Raw genomic sequence first — 17,043 nt, 5'->3', positions numbered from 1 at the left:
CTAGGCCAGCGCGGAGGCGCCATCGACATGCCGCAGCAGCGGCGTTATGGCCCATGTAGGGCCGCTGCGCGAAAAACGCAATGGCTGCGCGTTGCCAAGCACGGTGACGTCGATGGGCACGCCCAGCAGCGCGGCCAGCGCGTACAGCGTGCCGCCGTGCGCCACCACCAGCACGGGTGCGGGTTGCTTCAGGGCCGCATCGAGCGCCGCGCGCTTGCGAGCGACGAACTGCGTGAGGGTCTCGCCGCCTTCGGGCTCGCAGGCCCAGTCGATGTTGGCGGACGAGGTGCCGATCAGGGCGCCGAAGTTGCGCTCGCGCAGCTCGGCCTGCGCTGTGGGCGTGAGCCGCAGCGTTGCCGCCACCGTGTGGGCGGTGTCGAAGGCGCGGCGCGCGTCGCTGCAGACGATGGTGCGGATCGGCTCGCCCGCGAGCAGCTCGGCCGCATGCGCCGCCTGTTGCAGCCCGAGCTCGCTCAATGGTTCGTCGACCGCCTGGAAGATGCGCAGCGCGTTGCGCCCGGTCTGGCCATGGCGCAGAAAGTAGAAGTGGTCGCAGGCCGGCGAGAGCGGCTGCGTGGCGGCGATCTCGACCAGCTGGTCGAGGCCCCCGGCGGGCGTGTGGGTGGGCGTTTTCTGTGACATGGGTCGGGTATCCGTCGATGGCTCAGTAGGCCAGTTGAATCGGCTGGCCTTCGCGCTGCGCCTGCACGTCCGCCGGATGGAAGGGCAGCGCATGCCATTGCTTCGCCGCGAACAGCGGCAGCTGGTCGTAGGCGCGCGGCGAGGCGAGATCGCTGCTCTGGCCGTAGGTGAGCAGGCCCTGCGCGACCGGGCCGCGTTCGTCGAAGGTCACGACCTGCATGTAGCTGCTGCCGTAGTTGACGTTGTAGCCCTTCGGGTCGATGAGCGACTGGCCCTGCGATTCGAGCTTGTTCAACACGCCCTCGAACTCGTCGCCGCCATGCAGCGCGATTTTCTGGCCGCGCACCTCGCGCGACTGCGGCACGCCCAGCGGCACGTCGGCCGCAAAGCCCGCCGTGCGCACGATGCCGACCGCGTCGCCCAGCGCCTTGAACACCGCCTCGCGCGTGGCGGGCGTGGCCATGTCGAGGCCGGCCGGTGTCGCCACCGGCTGTGCCGGGTCGAAAGGCACGCGCCACACCTTCGGCAGGTCCTTGGCCTTGCGCCAGAACTCGCGAAACAGCGCGGCGCCCTTCGAATCGGCATTGCTGGTGCGGTCCCACGCAGAGAGCACGCGGCAACCGAGCACCTGGTCGGCGTTCAGCGCCGCGCCGCCGGCGGCGCAGGCTGCCTGCAGATCGTCCATCACGAGCATGCCGGCGAGGTTCTTGTCGCGGAAGATCACGTTGCGCAGCTCGGCCGCACCCATGCGGTTGCCGGGCAGGCCGTCGGTGCCCGCGAGGCGGCCTTCGATCTCCAGGATGCCGCTGCGCGTGCGCAGCCGCTGCGGCACGCCGATGGGGCCGACCAGCGGCGACACGCCCGCCATCGGCGCGATGCGCGGGTTGCTGAGCCAGAAGCTGTCGTTGCTGTTCTGCACGTAGTCCGGCGTGACGACGACCGGCATGCGTGCCGGTGCGATCACGCCGGGCGCGGCGGCCGTGATGTCGCGGTTCCAGGCGCAGGCGCTGCGCGAGCCGTCGAGCACCGGCAGGCCCGCCGCGCCGAGCAACGCCGCGGCGGCGGGCGAGGGCGAGCAGGCCTGGAGCATGTCGGCCGACACATCGGGCACCACCGAGAGGTCGGCATACATCGCGTTGCCGTCGCGGTCGGCCGCGATGGTGTTGATCCACGGCATGCCCTGGTTGCCCATGGCGGCGCGCAGCTCGGTCACGTTGCGGGCGCGCGCCATGCGCATCCAGCTCTCGGCCGAGCGCACGTTGAGTGTGTTGGCGTCGCGGATCGCATAGGCCTTCTGCGCGGTCCAGCCGAGGCCGGCGCGCGGCAGCGAGATGACGGGGCCCCAATCGGTCGCATAGAAGGTGTGCTGCACCGGCGCGCCGCCGCCCGTGGCCGTGGCCGGCAGCACCACGGTGCGCGCGACCATCTTCTTCGGCTGGCCGTCGATCAGGTACACGGTCGGGTCGTTGGGGTCGAGCTTCAGTTCATAGAGCGTGAAGCGCTTGCCGGTCGACACGGTGTGGGTCCACGCCACGTCCTTGTTGAAGCCGATCGCCACCACCGGGCTCAGGCCACCGGAGGCACCCATCACGTCGAGCTGGCCGGGGATGGTGAGGTGCATCTGCCAGAAGCGGTTGGTGCCGTTCCACGGAAAGTGCGGATTGCCCAGCAGCAGGCCGCGCCCGTCGGGCGTGGCGTTGCGCCCGAACGCCCAGCCGTTGGAGCCCAACTCGCCACCTTCGGGATTCGCGTTGAAGCTGTGGCGGCCGATTTCGGCCACGGCTTCCTTCAGATCGACGGGCGCTGCGCCGGTCTTCACTCCGGCCGCAACGGGTGCGGGCGGGACAGCCGCCAGCACCGCACCGGCCAGCGCGCCCAGCCCGCCCTGGATCATCGACATCTCGGTGGCGCGCGACAGGTCGGCCATGGTCATCGGCCGCACCCAGGGCTTGCCACGGCAGGCGGCGGGCAAACCATTGGGGCCCGCATCCTGCAGGTAGCGGTTGTAGCCCGCCACGTAGCCGCGCAACGCGGCCTTCACATCCAGGCTGGTGGTGGCCCCGGCGCGCGCGAGCGCCTCGTCGTCCATGTGATAGCGGATGAACAGGTCGATCTGCGCATTGGGCGCCCGGCCCAGCCCGATCTCGCCGGTGTTCTGCGCGCCGAGGAACTGCGAGCGCTCGCCGCGCAGCGTGAGCAGGTGTTCGGCGGTCTGGCAGACGTTGTCCTGCGCGTGCGCGTAGGCGGTGCCGTAGGCCAGGCCTTCGTAGTCGGGCGCCGTGATGTGCGCGATGCCGTAGGTAGTGCGCTCGATGGTCACGCTGCGTCCGCTGGAGGGCGGCGCGCTGGCGCAGGCGCCGAGCAGGGCGGCGAGGCCCAGAACGCTCAGACGGAAGGCCGTCGGCGGGAACCGAAAGATCGGGGTGTTCGAAGTCATGGTGCTGGCGTGGTTTTGAAAAGGCATGGAAACCGGAACCGATTAGAGGGCGAGCCTCCGCCGCGCGCTGTCACGGGCGCGGCACGCCGCGCATGCTTCAGCCGAACTTCATGCCCTTGGGGCGCGCCTGCAGGCGGTCGATGTAGGCGTCCAGCTTCGGGCGGTTCAGCTTGCCGCCGAAGGCGCGATGCCAGATGAGGCACGAACCGATCATCACGTCCGCCGCGGTGAACTGCGCGCCGAAGAGATACGGGCCATCGCCGAGTTCGCGCTCGACCGCATTCTTGGCTTCTTCGAAATTCGTCCAGCCGCGCGCGCTGTTGTTGCTGCGGATTTTCATCAGGCTGTCGCCCATGGCGGGTTCGAACTGCGCGGTCGAATAGACCATCAGCGAGAGGTAGCGGCCGCGCTCGGGCGTGCCGATGGAGGGCGCGAGCCGCTTGCCGGGAAACTTCTCGGCGATGTACATGCAGATGGCCGCGTTCTCGAAGATGCGCGTGCGGCCGTCGACCAGCGCGGGCAGCTTGCCGGACGGGTTGATCTTCAGGTACTCGGGGCGCTTGTGCGCCTTGTCCTTGATGAGCGCGGTCACGATCTCGTAGTCGACCCCGGCCTCGTCGAGCATCCACTTGGCGACTTGCGAACGGCTTTGCGGGTCGAAATACAGCTGCATGGTCATGGACGTTCTCCTTCGGCTTGAGGAAATCAGAACTTGGGAATGCGCAGCGTCTTGCTGATCATCAGCGTGCCCGAGAGCCCGAACAGCAGCGCGAGCGGATGCAGCAGCCACGGGCCGATGGCCCAGGCGCCGCCCCAGACCGCACTGCCGATGTGGCCCTGCGACGCCACATACGCCAGCACGCCCACCAGCACCACGCTGGTCGGGATCGGCGTGCCCTCGAAATACTTCACCTTGTCAGCGCCTTCGGACAGCGCCTCGGCCGTGACGTTGTAGCGCGCGAGCCGGCTCACGCCGCAGCACACGAAATAGATGAGGAGGATGCAGTCCCACCCGCCGTTCAGGCCCGCCGCGAAGCCGAGGGCAGCGGGCGCGACGCCGAACGAGATTACGTCGGCCAGCGAGTCGAGTTCGCGGCCGAGCGCGGAGTGCGTCTGGCGCCAGCGCGCGATGCGGCCGTCGAACACGTCGAAGATGAACGCCGCCGGTGCAAGCGCGGCCGCCCAGTAGAACTGCGCGAGCGACTGGCTCGCCATGTAGGCCATCGCCAGGAACACCCCGCCGACGCCGCAGGCCGCATTGCCGAGCGTGAACACGTCGGCCAGATGAAAGCCGCGGATCATCGAGAAATGCTTGCGGGCCGGGGCGGGAGAAGGTGTGGTCATGGAGAGGCAGGAAAGAACGCCGGAGGACGGGTGAGCCGCACCTTAACCGAAGCGCGCGGCGCTTTTTGTAGTCGCGCTCCGACGCCGTGTCCCGTCTGAAAGCCTAGGCGGATGGCGTCGCGCAGGCGTTGAGAAAAAAGTGCGCAAGCGTCCCGGCCGTCTGCCCGAGGCGAACTGCGCGAAGGGCACGGCGGAGCTGTCAGGCATGGCGATGCGCTTCGGCGATGCGCGCGAAGCGTCCGAGCAGCGCGGCGGCCGTGGGGGTTTCGGCCACGCGGTCGCGCAGCGCGGCGGCGTCGGTGCCGCGGGCCTTCAGGTCGTCGGCCAGCATGTCGACGTAGCCGCGCATCGTCTCGGCGTCGAACTCGGGGTGGAACTGCACGCCCCAGGCATTCGTGCCGACGCGGAACGCCTGCACCGGCTCGTGCGCGTTCCCGGCCAGCCGTACGGCGCCTTCGGGGAGGCGCAGCGCACTTTGCAGGTGCACCACGTGCGCGGGGAATTCGGCCGGCAAGCCCTGCAGCAGCGGATCGGTGGCGGCAGCTTCGTCGAGCGTGACGGTCACAGTGCCGATCTCGATGCCTTCTGGATGGTCGCCCGCCTCGCCGCCGAGCGCGTGCGCGAGCAATTGGTGGCCGTAGCAGATGCCGAGCACGGGCGTGCCGTGCGCCACAAGCTGCGCGAGCCATTCGGCGGTGCGCTCGCTCCAGGGCTCGCGGTGCGACACCATGGCATGCGAGCCGGTGATCACCACGCCAGACACTGCGTCGGGTTCAGGCAGCGTGTCGCCGCGGCGCGGGTCGATCACGAGGAGGGGAAGGGTCTGCGAATCGAGGCCATCGGCGATCCAGTGCTCGAAGTCGCCGCGGCGTTCGCGCAGCCTTGCATGGGTGTCGCCGAGCTTGACGATGACGAGCGGGTGAGGGCGGTGGTTGTCCATGGCCGGGATGATGCCGCAGCCCGGGCCGCGAGCGCTACGGCCTGCAACGATGGATTGGACCTTGTCCGACCCGCCGATGCGCGCTGTGCCCGCGCGTACGCGCCGCGGTTGGCCAAAAAACTGGGCTCAGCCTGTTTCATTCAAGTTCAACCAAGGAGACCCATGGCAAACAACCCGACCACGAGCACCCAAGGCAACGACGCGTCTGCAGCGACGCTCCGTATCGACCGCGGCGACACGAGCCAGGTCGCCCGCTGGACCCGCGAATTCGACGTGACCGAAGCACAACTGGCCGAAGCGATCGAAGCCGTCGGCGACAAGGCCGCCGACGTGGAGCTCTACCTCAAGGGCAGCCGAAGCGCCACGAACGCGGACAAGGTCGACGACGCGAGCTGACGCGGCGCCCGGCTTCAGCGCACGTGCGCTTCGTAGGCCGCCTCCAGTTCGGAGAGGTTCGTCCAGAACCCCTGCGGCTTGCGCTGGTGCAGCACGTCGTCGAGCACCTCCAGGTGCGCATGCCAGCCGCTCGCGACGCTCACCGTTTCCTTGCGGTCCGGCAGGCGGCGGTGCGTGAGCACGAGCCGCGTGCCGTCGCCCTTCGGTGAGAGTTCGAAGGTAACTTCGGAGGCGGTGTCGCTCTCGCTGCCCCAAGTGATCGTCAGGAGTTTGGGCGGCTCGATGCGCACCACGCGCGATTTCTGGATGTGCGTCTTGCGATAAGCCGCGTAGTGCTCGGGCGCTTCTTCGCCCGAGAGTTCGGTGTGCTGAAAGCGCAGTTCGAAGACACCGCCCGGCGCTGCGGCCATGGAGCCGCCGGCCAGCCAGGTCCTGCGCTTCTCGGGGTCGACGAGGTAGGCCCACACGCGCTCGACGGGCGCGGGCAGGATGCGCTCCACGCGCAGGGTGGCGGGTGCTGTCTGTGTACCGAGGCTGTGCTTGAGAGTCATGGGATGTGTGCGCCTTGAGGGTTCGTTCGCTTGCTACTTGCCGGATGTGTCGCGCCGCAGCTCCTCCGCCAGCGCGTCGAGATGGGTGTTCCAGAAGCCTTCGTAGTGGCGCAGCCACGCGTCGGCCGTCGCCAGCGCCGCCGGTTCGAGCCGGCAGACATGCGCCCGGCCGAGCACGGTGCGCGAGACCAGGCCCGCGCGCTCCAGTGTCTTCACGTGCTTTGACGCGCCCGCGAAAGACATGTGGAACGGCGCGCCGAGTTCGCCCACGCTGCAGTCGCCCTGGGCCAGCAGTTGCAGCATGGTGCGGCGCGTACCGTCGGCCAGGGCGTGGAATACGGCGTCGAGCCGTTCGTCCTCTAGTTCAACCATAAAGTTGAATATAGATGGATTTCAAAGATCATTCAACCACTGAGTTGAATTAACTTGCCGATCCGTTACACCCGATACACGCGAGACGCGAATGAGAGGTGGCGTGCTTGGGTCTGCACGATCGCGCTCCTACGATGAGGTCTCGTTTCCATTTATTCATTCATTCATCAGTCAAGCAACCCATGAATCCTCTCGTACATCGCCGCACCCTCCTGCTCGCCGCTTCCGTCCTCCCGCTTGCGAGCGCCTGCACCGCGTGGTCCGCCAAGGGAGCGCAGCAGGATGCGTTCGCGCAACTTGCCGCGCTCGAACGCGCATCGGGCGGCCGGCTCGGCGTCATCGGCTTCAACACCGCCACCGGCGCGCGCGTGCAGCACCGCGCGGACGAGCGCTTTCCGCTCTGCAGCACCTTCAAGCTCGTGCTGGCCGCTGCGGTTCTCGGGCGCAGCGCGAAGGAGAACGGCTTTCTCGCGCGCCGCGTCAACTACACCAAGGGCGACCTGGTCACCTACTCGCCCATCACCGAGAAGAACGTCGCAACGGGCATGACGGTGGCCGAGCTGTGTGCCGCCACGGTTCAGTACAGCGACAACGGCGCAGCCAACCTGCTGATGAAGATGCTGGGCGGTCCGGCTGCGGTAACGACCTTCGCGCGTTCTGCCGGTGACGATGTCTTCAGCCTCGAGCGCTGGGAGACCGAACTCAACACCGCCATTCCCGGCGACCTGCGCGACACGACCACACCCGCAGCCATGGCGGCCAGCGTCGAGCGGCTGGTGCTGGGCAACGCACTCGGCGCGGCGCAGCGCGAGCAACTCAAGACCTGGCTGCTGGGCAACACCACCAGCACCGAACGCTTCCTGGCCGGCGTGCCGGCGGGCTGGAAAGTGGGCGACAAGACCGGCTCGGGCTCCTACGGCACGACGAACGACGTCGGCGTGCTGTGGCCGCCGGCCGGTGCGCCGCTGGTGCTGGCGGTGTACCTGACGTTTCCGGACAAGGATGCGAAAGGGCGCAACGATGTCGTGGCATCGGCGACGCGCATTGCGGTGGGTGCGTTGGCCTGATCCGCGCAGCCGCTACAGCACGAACCATCCCACAGCCACATAGTGGCTCGCCGTCCCCGCCAGCACGAACAGGTGCCACGCGCCGTGTGCATGCCGCAGCCCGAAGCTGTTGCGATAGAACACGGTGCCGGCGGTGTACAGCACGCCGCCGATCAGCAGCCACGCGAGTCCGCCGCCTTCGAGGCGTGCCGCGAGCGGCACGGCCGCGAGCACGCCGAGCCAGCCCATGCCGATATACAACGCAAGCGGCGGTTTCTGCGGCGCATCGGCATCGCTGCGTTTGGGTGGTCGCAGCTCGCGCCAGATGCCGTAGAACGCAGCGCCCCAAATCGTCGCAAGCAGCAGCCAGCCCCAGAAGCCCTGCAGCGTGACGAGCGCGAAGGGCGTGTACGTGCCGGCGATCAGCAGGTAGATGGCGCAGTGATCGGCCCGCTCCCACACGCGCTTCAAGCGCCCGCGCGTGCTGTGGAACAGCGTCGAGGCCGCATACAGCGCCACGGCCGAAAGCGAAAAGACCAGCGCCCCCACGATGCGCGCGGGGTCGCCGGTCGGTACGGTCTTGGCCAGCAGCAGCGCGGCCGCGGGCAGTGCGAGCACCAGGCCCAGCAGGTGGCTGTATCCGTTGAGTCGTTCGCCGTGATACATGCGTGCCGCCTGCCGTCCGGCCGGCCTCAGCGGCCGGTTTCCTTCAGATAGGCCTGGCGCGCCGCGAAGGCGGTGTTCGCGAAGTCCGAGAACACGCCGTCGATGCCCGCGCGGAAGTAAGCGAGGTACTCGGCCACCGGGTCGCCCTTGTAGACGCCTGCGAGGTACTTGGCTTCGTTGCGGAAGGTGTAGCTGTGAACGAACAGGCCGGCCTTGTGGGCGTCGGCGATCAGCGCCGTAGGCTTGATGGTGTTCACGTCGGCCAGGCCCTTGCCTGCGACGAAAGGCACGATGGTGTGCGCCATGACTTGCGGCTTCCACGGGCCGATGCCATCGGCGTAGGTCTTCACCTCGGCAAGGCCTGCGGGCGTGAGCATCTCGCCGAACCATTTCGGGTTGCCGGCCAGCGTCCAGCTGTAGGGCCGGCCATCGACGAAGGTGTAGACGTCGTTGGTGACGTAGATCATTTCACCGGTCTGGTAGTTGACGTCGTTGCCGTCGACCAGTTGCACTGCGCGGGCCTTCAGGCCGGCCGAGCGCAGGTACTTCAGGCTCTCGGGCTCGAAGCTCTGCACGAAGATCGGCGCGTCCTTGCTGTTGAGGCCGTTGAAGTTCATCGCCTTGAGCAGTGCGTCTTCGAGCGGGTGGCTTCCGGCGGGGCCGCAGCCGTTGGCGATGGCCTGCGCGTTGTTCCAGATCGGGTTCTTGGTTTCCGGGTACACGGTGAGTGCGCGGCCGGTGGACTTCGACTTCGCCTTGGCAATGTCGATCACTTCCTGGAAGCTCAGGATCGGCAGCTTGCCGTTGAGCTCGGTGGGGCGCTGGTCGGCGGCGTCGTAGGTGGTGCCGCCAAGCCACTGTTTGAGCTCGGCCATCGTGAAGTCGGTGATCGACCAGTCGTTGGTGTGGTCCTCGCCGTCGACGATGAGCGACTTGAGCACGGACTTCGGATCCTTCGGGTCGGTCAGGTCGCTCAGGTACTGCGGCGGGCCGTTCTCTGGCACGGGCGGGTACTTCACATCGACCAGCACGCCGGGCACGGTGCGCTTGCGGCCTGCCACGGTGGCGTTGGTCTTGGCGACCTCGGCGATGTTGGTGTTGTCGCTCAGCCAGGGGTTGTGGCGCGCGACCAGCACGCAGTCCTTGGTGAGGTGCAGGTCGGTTTCGAGCGAGTCGGCGCCGGCATCGGCCGCTGCTTCGTACGCCTTCTGCGTTTCCTCGGGGAACAGGCCCGGCAGGCCGCGGTGGCCGATGACCAGTGGCACGGAGCCGTCCAGCGTGCCCAGCGGCGAAGGCTGGGGCGCGGGCGCCGGAGCGGGTGCAGGTGCCGGCGCCGGGGGAATGATCGGGAACACCGGGCCGTCGTTGCCACCGCCGCCGCAGGCTGCAATGGCGAGGCTGCCGCCGAGGGCCACGAGGGCCGCGCGCAGCGGACGGGGAGCGGGCGCAGGAACGTTCTTTGTCATATTGGTTTTCGAGTGTTTTTGAAGAGACGAAAGCCCGCGGATGCTAGGTTTGGCCCGTGACGGCACGGTGACCGCCAGAGGCCCGCGCCTCAGATGGTGTGCGCGTCGATCGTGCGCCTGACCTGCGCCAGCGCGTCGTGCAGCGTGTCCAGGCCGACCGATCCCAGCGCGAGGCGTATGGCATGCGGCACCTGCGCGGAGGTCGCGAACGGTTCGGCCGTCGACACCGATATCCCGTCGCGCATGAGCGCCTGGGCCACCTGGTCGGCGCGCACCTCTTCCGCCAGCGGCAACCACACGAAGTAGGACGACGGGTGGCGCACGCACCGCATGCCGGCGAAGACATCGGCGGCAATCGCCTGCCGGGCCATCGCATCGCTGCGTTTTTCCGCTTCCAGGCGCGTCACGGTGCCGTCTTCGAGCCAGCCGCAGGCGATGGCCGTCATCACGCTGGGTGTGTTCCAGGTGGTGGCGCGAATCGCGCGTTCGAGTGCAGGCACCCATCCAGCCGGCGCGGCGACGAAACCGACGCGCAGCCCGGTCGCGATGCTCTTGGAAATGCCCGAGACATAGACCGTCGATTCCGGTGCCAGCGCGGCGAGCGGCGCAGGCGCGTCTTCGGCGAGAAAGGCGTAGGCCGCGTCTTCGATGATGAGCAGCCCATGCCGGCGGGCAATCGCCACCAGTTGCCGCCGCCGGCTCGCGCCCATCACCCAGCCGAGCGGGTTGTGCAGCGTCGGCATCGCGTAGATGGCGCGCACCCGGCGGCTCTTGCACAGCCGCTCCAATGCATCGAGGTCGGGGCCGTGGCCGGCTGCGGGAATCGGCGCGAGTTCCAGGCGGTGTGCTTCGGCCAGCACCTTGAAGCCCGGGTAGGTGAGCGCATCGGTCGCGACCACGTCGCCCGGTTGCAGCAGCGCCATGACGGTGGTGGCGAGACCGTGCTGGGCGCCGCTCACGAGCATCACCTGCTCCGCGTTCACGGCGAGGCCGCGCGATGCGAGATGCCCGGCGACGATCGCGCGTTCATGCGGACGCCCGCCGTGCGGCTGGTAGCGCAGCAGCGCTTCGAGGTCACCCGAAGCGGCGAGCTGGCGCAGGCCTGCGCGCAACATCTCGGCCTGGCCCGGCAGCGAGGGGTAGTTGAAGTTCAGGTCGACCATGCCCGAGGCCGTGGCGTGCTGATCGATGCCCAGGCCCCGGGGCAGCAGGCTTTCGCGCACGAAGGTGCCGCGGCCGGTCTCGCCGCTGACGAGGCCCATCGCCTGCAGCTCGGCATAGACGCGGCTTGCGGTGACGAGCGCCAGACCTTTTTGCGCCGCGAGTTTGCGCAGTGTCGGCAGTCGCGTACCGGGTGGCAGGCTGCCGTCGCGAATCTGCGCGGCGAGCGCGTCGACCAACTGCTTGTAGCGGGCTTGAGGCATGCGGCAATGTATCCATGACAATTTTTTGATTGTATTGATCGACCTGCCTACGATGAGGCCCATGCACATCGCCATCCTCACCTTCGAAGGCTTCAACGAGCTCGACTCGCTCATCGCGCTCGGCATCCTCAACCGCATCAAGACGCCGGGCTGGCGCGTGTCGATCGCGAGCCCGACCGCGCGCGTGCGTTCGATGAACGGCGTGGTGCTCGAAGCGCAGGCCTCGCTTCGCGAAGCCAGCGAGGCCGATGCGGTCATCGTCGGCAGCGGCATGCAGACGCGCGAGGTGGTTGCCGATGCGGGCTTGATGGCGCAGTTGCAGCTCGACCCGTCGCGGCAGCTTCTGGGCGCGCAGTGCTCCGGCGCGCTGGTGCTGGCAAAGCTCGGTCTGCTCGATGGCGTTCCGGCCTGCACGGACCTGACGACCAAGCCGTGGGTCCAGGCCGCCGGCATCGCCGTGCTGAACCAGGCCTTCGTCGCCAACGGCAATGTGGCGACGGCCGGCGGCTGTCTCGCGTCGCAGTACCTCGCGGCCTGGGTCATCGCCCGGCTGGTGAGCCTTGAGGAGGCCCGCAGCGCGATGCACTACGTTGCGCCCGTGGGAGAAAAAGAAGACTACGTCGAGCGCGCGATGCGCAACATCACGCCGTTCCTGGAGACCGCCCCCGCTGCCTAGCGCGGCACCTTGCCCACCGTGTTCGGCGCGCGCAGGAAGTCGAAGTCCACGCCCTTGTCTGCCTGCGTCACCGTCTGCAGGAAGAGCTTCTTGTAGCCCCGGTCGGCGGTCGGCTCGACCACCACCGTTTCCTTCGCGCGGCGCGCGAGCTCGTCGTCGGACACCAGCAGCGAAATCTCGCGATTCGCCACGCTGAGCCGGATGCGGTCGCCGCTCCGCACATAAGCCAGCGGCCCGCCGATGGCCGACTCGGGCGTGACGTGCAGCACGATGGTGCCGAAGGCCGTGCCGCTCATGCGACCGTCGGAGATGCGCACGATGTCCTTCACGCCGGCCCGCGCGAGCTTGCGCGGAATCGGGATGTAGCCGGCTTCGGGCATGCCCGGCGCGCCCTTGGGGCCGATGTTCTTGAGCACGAGGATGTCGTCGGCGGTCACGTCGAGGTCGTCGCTGTCGATGCACGTCACCAGGTCCTCGGCATTCTCGAACACCACCGCGCGGCCTTCGTGTTCCATGAGCTTCGCATCGGCGGCCGACTGCTTGATGATCGCGCCGCCCGGCGCGAGGTTGCCCCACAGCACCGCGATGCCGCCCTGCGGATAGATCGGCTGGCTCGCGGGCCGCACCACGTCCTGCCTGAAGCCCGGGCCCGCGCGCTCGATCTCTTCGCCGAGCGTGCGGCCAGTGACCGTGAGCGCGTCCAGGTGCAGCAGCGGCTTCAGCTCGCGCAGCAGCGTCGCCATGCCGCCCGCGGCGTGGAAGTCTTCCATGTAGTGCTGGCCCGAGGGCTTCAGGTCGAGCAGCACTGGCGTCTCGCGGCCCATGCGGTCGAGCGCGTGCAGGTCGATGTCCAGGCCCATGCGCCCCGCGATGGCCGCCAGGTGCACGATGCCGTTGGTCGAGCCGCCGATGGCCAGCAGCACGCGCATCGCGTTCTCGAAGGCGGCGGGCGTCAGCACCTTGTCGATGGTGAGCCGGTCGCGTGCCATTTGCACCGCCTGTGCGCCGGTCTGTTCGGCGATGCGGATGCGGTCGGCGGTCACCGCTGGCGGCGATGCGCCGCCCGGCATCGTCATGCCCAGCGCCTCGGCGATGCAGGCCATGGTGCTGGCCGTGCCCATCACCGAGCAGGTGCCCACGCTGGCCACGAGCTGGTTGTTGACGTCGGCGGTTTCCTCGATGTCGATCTCGCCCGCGCGGTACTTGCCCCAGTAGCGGCGGCAGTCGGTGCAGGCGCCCACGCGCTCGCCGCGGTGGCTGCCGGTGAGCATCGAGCCGGTGATGAGCTGGATCGACGGCAGCCCCGCAGACGCCGCACCCATGAGCTGCGCGGGCACGGTCTTGTCGCAGCCGCCGATGAGCACCACGGCATCCATGGGCTGCGCGCGCACCATCTCCTCGGTGTCCATCGACATCAGGTTGCGCAGGTACATGCTGGTCGGCGCGGCGAAGCTCTCGTGCACCGAGATCGTCGGAAAGTCCATCGGCAGCCCGCCCGCGAGCATCACGCCGCGCTTGACCGCCTCGATGAGTTGCGGCGCATTGCCGTGGCACGGGTTGTAGGCGCTGCCGGTGTTGGCGATACCGACCACGGGGCGGTCGAGCGCCGCATCGGTAAAGCCCGCGCCCTTGATGAAGGCCTTGCGCAAGAAGAGCGAGAAGCCGCGATCACCGTAGCTGGTCAGGCCCTTGCGCATGCCTGCGTTGTTGTCTGGAGCGCTGTCGTCGGGCTCGAAAGGGGAATCGGACATGGTGGATTTTCTCGAGTTGTGGGTGCGACCTGCAGCGTGGTGATGTCGGCGCGCAGGGCGCGCAATGCAGCTGGCATGGCTCGGCTTCTGGAAACGGGTGGGTGGGGACACCATCGTATGCCCGCAGTCGGGCAAACCCCGGTTACCACCTTTGTTTCAAATCCTTACGATCCGTGCGCCGGACTCGTTCTAGCGGCCGACCGGTGCTCTGGCGCGCAATTTGCACTGTGTTGACCTTCTCAAACCGAGGGAGAGTTCATGAAAAGCTTCTTGCCGTGGCGCCGGGCGGGCGTCCTGCTGATGGCACTGGGTGGCGTTGTCGCGAGCGCGGCCGCCCAGGCGCAGGTGCTGCAACTGAAATGGGGCCATGTCTTCGAGCCCGGCAGCATCTTTCACCAGCAGGCGGAGCTGGCGGCACGCAAGATCGGCGAGCAGTCCGAGGGCAAGATCAAGATCGAGGTGGTGCCGTCGTCCAAGCTGGGGCAGGAGGGCGACTTCGCCCTGATGCTCGCCAACGATTCCATGCAGATCGCCTACGTCGGGCAGGCCACGCTGGCCGATGTCTATCCGCCGCTGCGCCTCGGGAGCTACCCCTTCGCCTTCAAGGACCTTGCCCACATGCGCAAGTACCTCGCGAGCCCGCTGCTCGCGGAGCTGATGAAGGGCTACGACGAGAAGAGCGGCAACCACATGGTCGCGCCGGTGTACTACGGCGCGCGGCAGGTGACGTCGAGCAAGCCGTTGCAGAAGCCCGAGGACTTTCGCGACCTGCGCCTGTATGTGCCCGACGCTTCGGCCTACCAGCTCTTTGCCACCGCGCTCGATGCCAAGCCCATCACGCTGCCCTTCATGAGCCTCTACGGCTCGCTGAAGAAGGGCGAGGTCGAAGCGCAGGAGAACCCGCTCGGCACGGTGAAGGACAAGCGCCTCTACGAGGTGCAGAAATACGTGCAGCTGACCGGGCACATTTACGACACCCTGGGCATCGTCATCGGCAAGGCCGCGTGGGCGAAGCTCACGCCGGCGCAGCAGGCGATGGTCGAGAAGACGTTGGTGGAAACCGCCAAGTGGACCAACGTCGGCGTGATCGCCGGCGAGCTCGAAGACGAGCAGTTCCTGCGCGGCAAGGGCATGACGGTCTCGCCGGTCAACCGGCAGGCGTTCCTCGAGCGCATCGCGAAGCGCTCGACGCCCGAGCAGTTCGGCGCGCGGCCGGGTGACTACGCGAAGCTGCAGGCGCTCGGCGGCGGCGCGAACTGATCGGCCATCAGAGCCGGCGCAGAGCGCCAAGGGTGTTCCACGCGACCGGCAAGCGGCTGCGCCGGCTGCCGCTGATGCTCGAAGACCTGCTGGAGGGGTGACTCCCTAAGGAAAGGTTTGAACGGCTTACCAACCATGCGGGCCGGGCCCGCCCAAGCCACGGGTCAAGGCGCCACGTGGGTGTGAAAGATCTTGCTGACCACCGTCCATTTGCCTTCGACTTTCAGAAGATGAAAGAAGTCGGTAAAGCAAAAGCCCGAGACGTCGTTGGTATCGATGCGCGCGCTGGCAGCGGTGCCGACGATGTCGACCCTGACGATGGCACCTTGGGCTTCGGGCGATGGGCGAAATCCGCTGTCGATGCCGTCGAACAAGGCTTGGATCGCGCCGCCGGCCAGCTTGCCGTCGCCATCGACGCTGAACATCGTCGCCTTGTCACTGAAGGCCGGCTTCATGATGCTGCTCTTGGCCTGCTTGCAGCCTTCGTTGTACTTGTTCAGCACTTCGACAATGGATTGGTATTCCGGTACGTAGGTGGGTTTGCTCATGGGGTCACTTCCGGTCGTTGAAAGGAGTTTTTGGAAAAGCTGAAAAAAGCCGGGATGGATGGATGAATCGCCTGACGCACGAAGCGAGCGGTGCTGCTCACTACCGCACTTCGTACGCTTCCATCGGCTTGTCGGTCGGATTCGCCCAGGCTGCTTTGGTTATTTCCGTCGCAGGCAATCCGACGATGGCGTTCTGAGGCGGGATCGGCTTCATGAACCATTTGTCATAGATGCGCGCGACCTCGCCGCTTCTGGCCATCGCCACGATGCTTTGATCGACGGCTTTCTTGAAAGCGCTATCGCCCTTGGGCAACATGATTGCAATGGGCTCGGTGCTCAGGACCTGGTCGAGCAACCTGTACTGAGCGGGTTCTTTGCTCTTGGATATCAGCGTCGCGAGGATCTGCCCATCCGCGACAAACGCGTCGGCCCGGCCGGTCTCCAACAACAGAAATCCCTCGCTGTTGTCCTTGGCCATCAACTCGGTCGCGTCGCTCTTGAGCTTTCGCAGCAACTGGACCGATGTGCTTCCGGACGTGGCGGCGACTGTCTTGCCGGCAAGCTGGGTCGTCGACTTGATGGGCGAATTGGCTTTGACCGCAATGCGAACCCCCTCGACATAAAGGGTCGGCGCGAAGGCAACTTCTTTTTGCCGTGTGGCGTTGTTGGTCGTCGTGCCGCATTCGATATCGACTGTTCCGTTCTGGACAAGCGGTATGCGGTTCTGCGGAGTCACCAACTGGTATCGCACTTCCAGCTTGTCGAGTTGCGCCGACTTCTTGATGTCGGCAATGACGCGTTCGCAGATTTCGACATGGAAGCCGGTGTATTTGCCGGGGCCCGTGGTGAACGAAATCGCGCCGGAACCATCGCGCACACCCATCGTGATCACACCGGTGTCCTTGAGCTTCTTCAAGGTATCCGTCTCGGCGGCAGCCGAGGCGCTGAACAGTACCAAGGCACTGGCTACCGCCGCGCTGAGCAGACTTTGAGTTTTCATGGGGATCCTTATTTCGCAAAGAGCGAGCTCAGGTCCGCGAAGGACTTCATCTCGATGGCATTGCCCGAGGGGTCCAGGAAAAACATCGTGGCCTGCTCTCCAGGCTCGCCCTTGAACCGGATGTAGGGCTCGATCACGAATGCGGTCTTTTGTGCGACCAACTTGTCAGCCATGGCCTGCCATTTGTCCATGGGCACGATTGCGCCGAAATGACGAACCGGCACCTGATGGCCGTCGACGGCACTGCTGCTTTTGTGACCGCACTCGTCAGGCGCCAGATGCGCAACGATCTGGTGGCCATAGAAATCGAAATCGACCCACTCCGGAGCGCTCCGGCCTTCGGGACACTCCAGCAGGTCGCCGTAAAAGGCTCTGGCCTCGGCAATGTCCCGCACCGGGAAAGCGAGATGGAATGGAATGCGTTGCGCTGCTTCGATCATGGTGCGTCGTGGGGCTGAAGTTGGAATGACGCAACTTTAAGAACGAAGATGCATAACCGAAAGCGATATATATCTTCGCTGAGC

The 17,043-nt window shown here is 66.9% G+C and carries 18 protein-coding genes; 4 read left to right on the top strand and 14 right to left on the bottom strand.

Translation table 11 applies throughout. The features are described from left to right. From QFZ83_RS16640 to QFZ83_RS16620, 5 genes are all read right to left on the bottom strand, one after another. Nucleotides 1-642, bottom strand: coding sequence for a histidine phosphatase family protein (locus tag QFZ83_RS16640; protein ID WP_306877181.1), 642 nt, complete (start codon nt 640-642; stop codon nt 1-3). 22 nt (nt 643-664) lie between these two features. Next, the gene (locus QFZ83_RS16635; protein ID WP_307508181.1) at nt 665-3,079 is read right to left on the bottom strand and encodes a penicillin acylase family protein; all 2,415 of its coding nucleotides are present in this window, start codon (nt 3,077-3,079) and stop codon (nt 665-667) included. A gap of 97 nt (nt 3,080-3,176) precedes the next feature. Further along, a complete protein-coding gene (locus QFZ83_RS16630) occupies nt 3,177-3,758 on the bottom strand; it encodes a glutathione S-transferase family protein (protein WP_307508180.1) in 582 nt (193 codons plus the stop codon). Between the two features lie 26 nt (nt 3,759-3,784). Further along, nucleotides 3,785-4,423: a phosphatidylcholine/phosphatidylserine synthase gene (locus tag QFZ83_RS16625; protein ID WP_306877175.1), complete on the bottom strand. Its 639-nt coding sequence runs from the start codon at nt 4,421-4,423 to the stop codon at nt 3,785-3,787. Nucleotides 4,424-4,622: 199 nt separating this feature from the next. After that, entirely contained in the window at nt 4,623-5,363 is a 741-nt protein-coding gene (locus tag QFZ83_RS16620) for a glutamine amidotransferase (RefSeq protein WP_307508178.1), read from the bottom strand. Nucleotides 5,364-5,525: 162 nt separating this feature from the next. Here QFZ83_RS16620 and QFZ83_RS16615 point away from each other — a divergent pair, with 162 nt between their 5' ends. Then, nucleotides 5,526-5,759: a DUF3606 domain-containing protein gene (locus QFZ83_RS16615; RefSeq protein WP_307508176.1), complete on the top strand. Its 234-nt coding sequence runs from the start codon at nt 5,526-5,528 to the stop codon at nt 5,757-5,759. Nucleotides 5,760-5,773: 14 nt separating this feature from the next. Here the strand turns inward: QFZ83_RS16615 and QFZ83_RS16610 are convergent, their stop codons facing one another. Together QFZ83_RS16610 and QFZ83_RS16605 are read right to left on the bottom strand one after the other, a co-directional pair. Beyond that, nucleotides 5,774-6,310, bottom strand: a complete 537-nt coding sequence (locus QFZ83_RS16610; RefSeq protein WP_307508175.1) for an SRPBCC family protein — start codon at nt 6,308-6,310, stop codon at nt 5,774-5,776. 33 nt (nt 6,311-6,343) lie between these two features. Then, the gene (locus tag QFZ83_RS16605; RefSeq protein WP_307508173.1) at nt 6,344-6,682 is read right to left on the bottom strand and encodes a helix-turn-helix transcriptional regulator; all 339 of its coding nucleotides are present in this window, start codon (nt 6,680-6,682) and stop codon (nt 6,344-6,346) included. Nucleotides 6,683-6,864: 182 nt separating this feature from the next. Here QFZ83_RS16605 and bla point away from each other — a divergent pair, with 182 nt between their 5' ends. Then, nucleotides 6,865-7,749: a class A beta-lactamase gene (bla, locus tag QFZ83_RS16600; protein WP_307508170.1), complete on the top strand. Its 885-nt coding sequence runs from the start codon at nt 6,865-6,867 to the stop codon at nt 7,747-7,749. Nucleotides 7,750-7,761: 12 nt separating this feature from the next. Here the strand turns inward: bla and QFZ83_RS16595 are convergent, their stop codons facing one another. The 3 genes from QFZ83_RS16595 to QFZ83_RS16585 all read right to left on the bottom strand — a co-directional run bounded on the left by QFZ83_RS16595 (nt 7,762) and on the right by QFZ83_RS16585 (nt 11,284). Continuing rightward, nucleotides 7,762-8,394, bottom strand: a complete 633-nt coding sequence (locus tag QFZ83_RS16595) for a hemolysin III family protein (RefSeq protein WP_307508168.1) — start codon at nt 8,392-8,394, stop codon at nt 7,762-7,764. Nucleotides 8,395-8,420: 26 nt separating this feature from the next. Next, nucleotides 8,421-9,860, bottom strand: coding sequence for a glycerophosphodiester phosphodiesterase family protein (locus QFZ83_RS16590; RefSeq protein WP_307508166.1), 1,440 nt, complete (start codon nt 9,858-9,860; stop codon nt 8,421-8,423). A gap of 89 nt (nt 9,861-9,949) precedes the next feature. Next, complete coding sequence (locus QFZ83_RS16585) at nt 9,950-11,284, bottom strand: PLP-dependent aminotransferase family protein (RefSeq protein WP_307508164.1); 1,335 nt, start codon at nt 11,282-11,284, stop codon at nt 9,950-9,952. A gap of 61 nt (nt 11,285-11,345) precedes the next feature. Between QFZ83_RS16585 and QFZ83_RS16580 the strand changes: the two genes are divergently transcribed. Then, the gene (locus tag QFZ83_RS16580) at nt 11,346-11,960 is read left to right on the top strand and encodes a DJ-1/PfpI family protein (protein WP_307508162.1); all 615 of its coding nucleotides are present in this window, start codon (nt 11,346-11,348) and stop codon (nt 11,958-11,960) included. Here the strand turns inward: QFZ83_RS16580 and QFZ83_RS16575 are convergent. Next, nucleotides 11,957-13,711 carry an IlvD/Edd family dehydratase gene (locus QFZ83_RS16575; protein ID WP_307508161.1) on the bottom strand — a complete coding sequence of 585 codons (1,755 nt, stop codon included), beginning with the start codon at nt 13,709-13,711 and terminating at the stop codon, nt 11,957-11,959. The two genes, QFZ83_RS16580 and QFZ83_RS16575, sit on opposite strands and share 4 nt — an antisense overlap. 258 nt (nt 13,712-13,969) lie before the next feature. Here QFZ83_RS16575 and QFZ83_RS16570 point away from each other — a divergent pair, with 258 nt between their 5' ends. Continuing rightward, nucleotides 13,970-14,971: a sialic acid TRAP transporter substrate-binding protein SiaP gene (locus QFZ83_RS16570; RefSeq protein WP_307508159.1), complete on the top strand. Its 1,002-nt coding sequence runs from the start codon at nt 13,970-13,972 to the stop codon at nt 14,969-14,971. A gap of 164 nt (nt 14,972-15,135) precedes the next feature. Here QFZ83_RS16570 and QFZ83_RS16565 read toward each other — a convergent pair whose 3' ends face one another. The 3 genes from QFZ83_RS16565 to QFZ83_RS16555 form a co-directional block, all read right to left on the bottom strand. After that, nucleotides 15,136-15,519, bottom strand: coding sequence for a nuclear transport factor 2 family protein (locus QFZ83_RS16565; protein ID WP_013540857.1), 384 nt, complete (start codon nt 15,517-15,519; stop codon nt 15,136-15,138). 100 nt (nt 15,520-15,619) lie between these two features. After that, nucleotides 15,620-16,519: an amino acid ABC transporter substrate-binding protein gene (locus QFZ83_RS16560; protein WP_307508156.1), complete on the bottom strand. Its 900-nt coding sequence runs from the start codon at nt 16,517-16,519 to the stop codon at nt 15,620-15,622. Between the two features lie 8 nt (nt 16,520-16,527). Continuing rightward, nucleotides 16,528-16,959 (bottom strand): VOC family protein, encoded by a 432-nt coding sequence (locus QFZ83_RS16555; RefSeq protein WP_013540859.1) that lies wholly within the window; start codon nt 16,957-16,959, stop codon nt 16,528-16,530. Nucleotides 16,960-17,043 lie beyond the last annotated feature (84 nt).

It is taken from the genome of Variovorax sp. W1I1, assembly GCF_030815625.1.
In the GTDB taxonomy this organism is placed as follows: domain Bacteria; phylum Pseudomonadota; class Gammaproteobacteria; order Burkholderiales; family Burkholderiaceae_C; genus Variovorax; species Variovorax paradoxus_C.
Note: the sequence above shows the minus strand (reverse complement) of the source record. Positions and strands in the feature narration are given on the sequence as shown.

What these genes read in the sequence shown, in the direction of transcription:
- QFZ83_RS16640 (WP_306877181.1), bottom strand. Translation starts at nt 642, where the DNA reads ATGTCACAGAAAACGCCCACCCACACGCCCGCCGGGGGCCTCGACCAG.
- QFZ83_RS16635 (WP_307508181.1), bottom strand. Translation starts at nt 3,079, where the DNA reads ATGACTTCGAACACCCCGATCTTTCGGTTCCCGCCGACGGCCTTCCGT.
- QFZ83_RS16630 (WP_307508180.1), bottom strand. Translation starts at nt 3,758, where the DNA reads ATGACCATGCAGCTGTATTTCGACCCGCAAAGCCGTTCGCAAGTCGCC.
- QFZ83_RS16625 (WP_306877175.1), bottom strand. Translation starts at nt 4,423, where the DNA reads ATGACCACACCTTCTCCCGCCCCGGCCCGCAAGCATTTCTCGATGATC.
- QFZ83_RS16620 (WP_307508178.1), bottom strand. Translation starts at nt 5,363, where the DNA reads ATGGACAACCACCGCCCTCACCCGCTCGTCATCGTCAAGCTCGGCGAC.
- QFZ83_RS16615 (WP_307508176.1), top strand. Translation starts at nt 5,526, where the DNA reads ATGGCAAACAACCCGACCACGAGCACCCAAGGCAACGACGCGTCTGCA.
- QFZ83_RS16610 (WP_307508175.1), bottom strand. Translation starts at nt 6,310, where the DNA reads ATGACTCTCAAGCACAGCCTCGGTACACAGACAGCACCCGCCACCCTG.
- QFZ83_RS16605 (WP_307508173.1), bottom strand. Translation starts at nt 6,682, where the DNA reads ATGGTTGAACTAGAGGACGAACGGCTCGACGCCGTATTCCACGCCCTG.
- bla (WP_307508170.1), top strand. Translation starts at nt 6,865, where the DNA reads ATGAATCCTCTCGTACATCGCCGCACCCTCCTGCTCGCCGCTTCCGTC.
- QFZ83_RS16595 (WP_307508168.1), bottom strand. Translation starts at nt 8,394, where the DNA reads ATGTATCACGGCGAACGACTCAACGGATACAGCCACCTGCTGGGCCTG.
- QFZ83_RS16590 (WP_307508166.1), bottom strand. Translation starts at nt 9,860, where the DNA reads ATGACAAAGAACGTTCCTGCGCCCGCTCCCCGTCCGCTGCGCGCGGCC.
- QFZ83_RS16585 (WP_307508164.1), bottom strand. Translation starts at nt 11,284, where the DNA reads ATGCCTCAAGCCCGCTACAAGCAGTTGGTCGACGCGCTCGCCGCGCAG.
- QFZ83_RS16580 (WP_307508162.1), top strand. Translation starts at nt 11,346, where the DNA reads ATGCACATCGCCATCCTCACCTTCGAAGGCTTCAACGAGCTCGACTCG.
- QFZ83_RS16575 (WP_307508161.1), bottom strand. Translation starts at nt 13,711, where the DNA reads ATGTCCGATTCCCCTTTCGAGCCCGACGACAGCGCTCCAGACAACAAC.
- QFZ83_RS16570 (WP_307508159.1), top strand. Translation starts at nt 13,970, where the DNA reads ATGAAAAGCTTCTTGCCGTGGCGCCGGGCGGGCGTCCTGCTGATGGCA.
- QFZ83_RS16565 (WP_013540857.1), bottom strand. Translation starts at nt 15,519, where the DNA reads ATGAGCAAACCCACCTACGTACCGGAATACCAATCCATTGTCGAAGTG.
- QFZ83_RS16560 (WP_307508156.1), bottom strand. Translation starts at nt 16,519, where the DNA reads ATGAAAACTCAAAGTCTGCTCAGCGCGGCGGTAGCCAGTGCCTTGGTA.
- QFZ83_RS16555 (WP_013540859.1), bottom strand. Translation starts at nt 16,959, where the DNA reads ATGATCGAAGCAGCGCAACGCATTCCATTCCATCTCGCTTTCCCGGTG.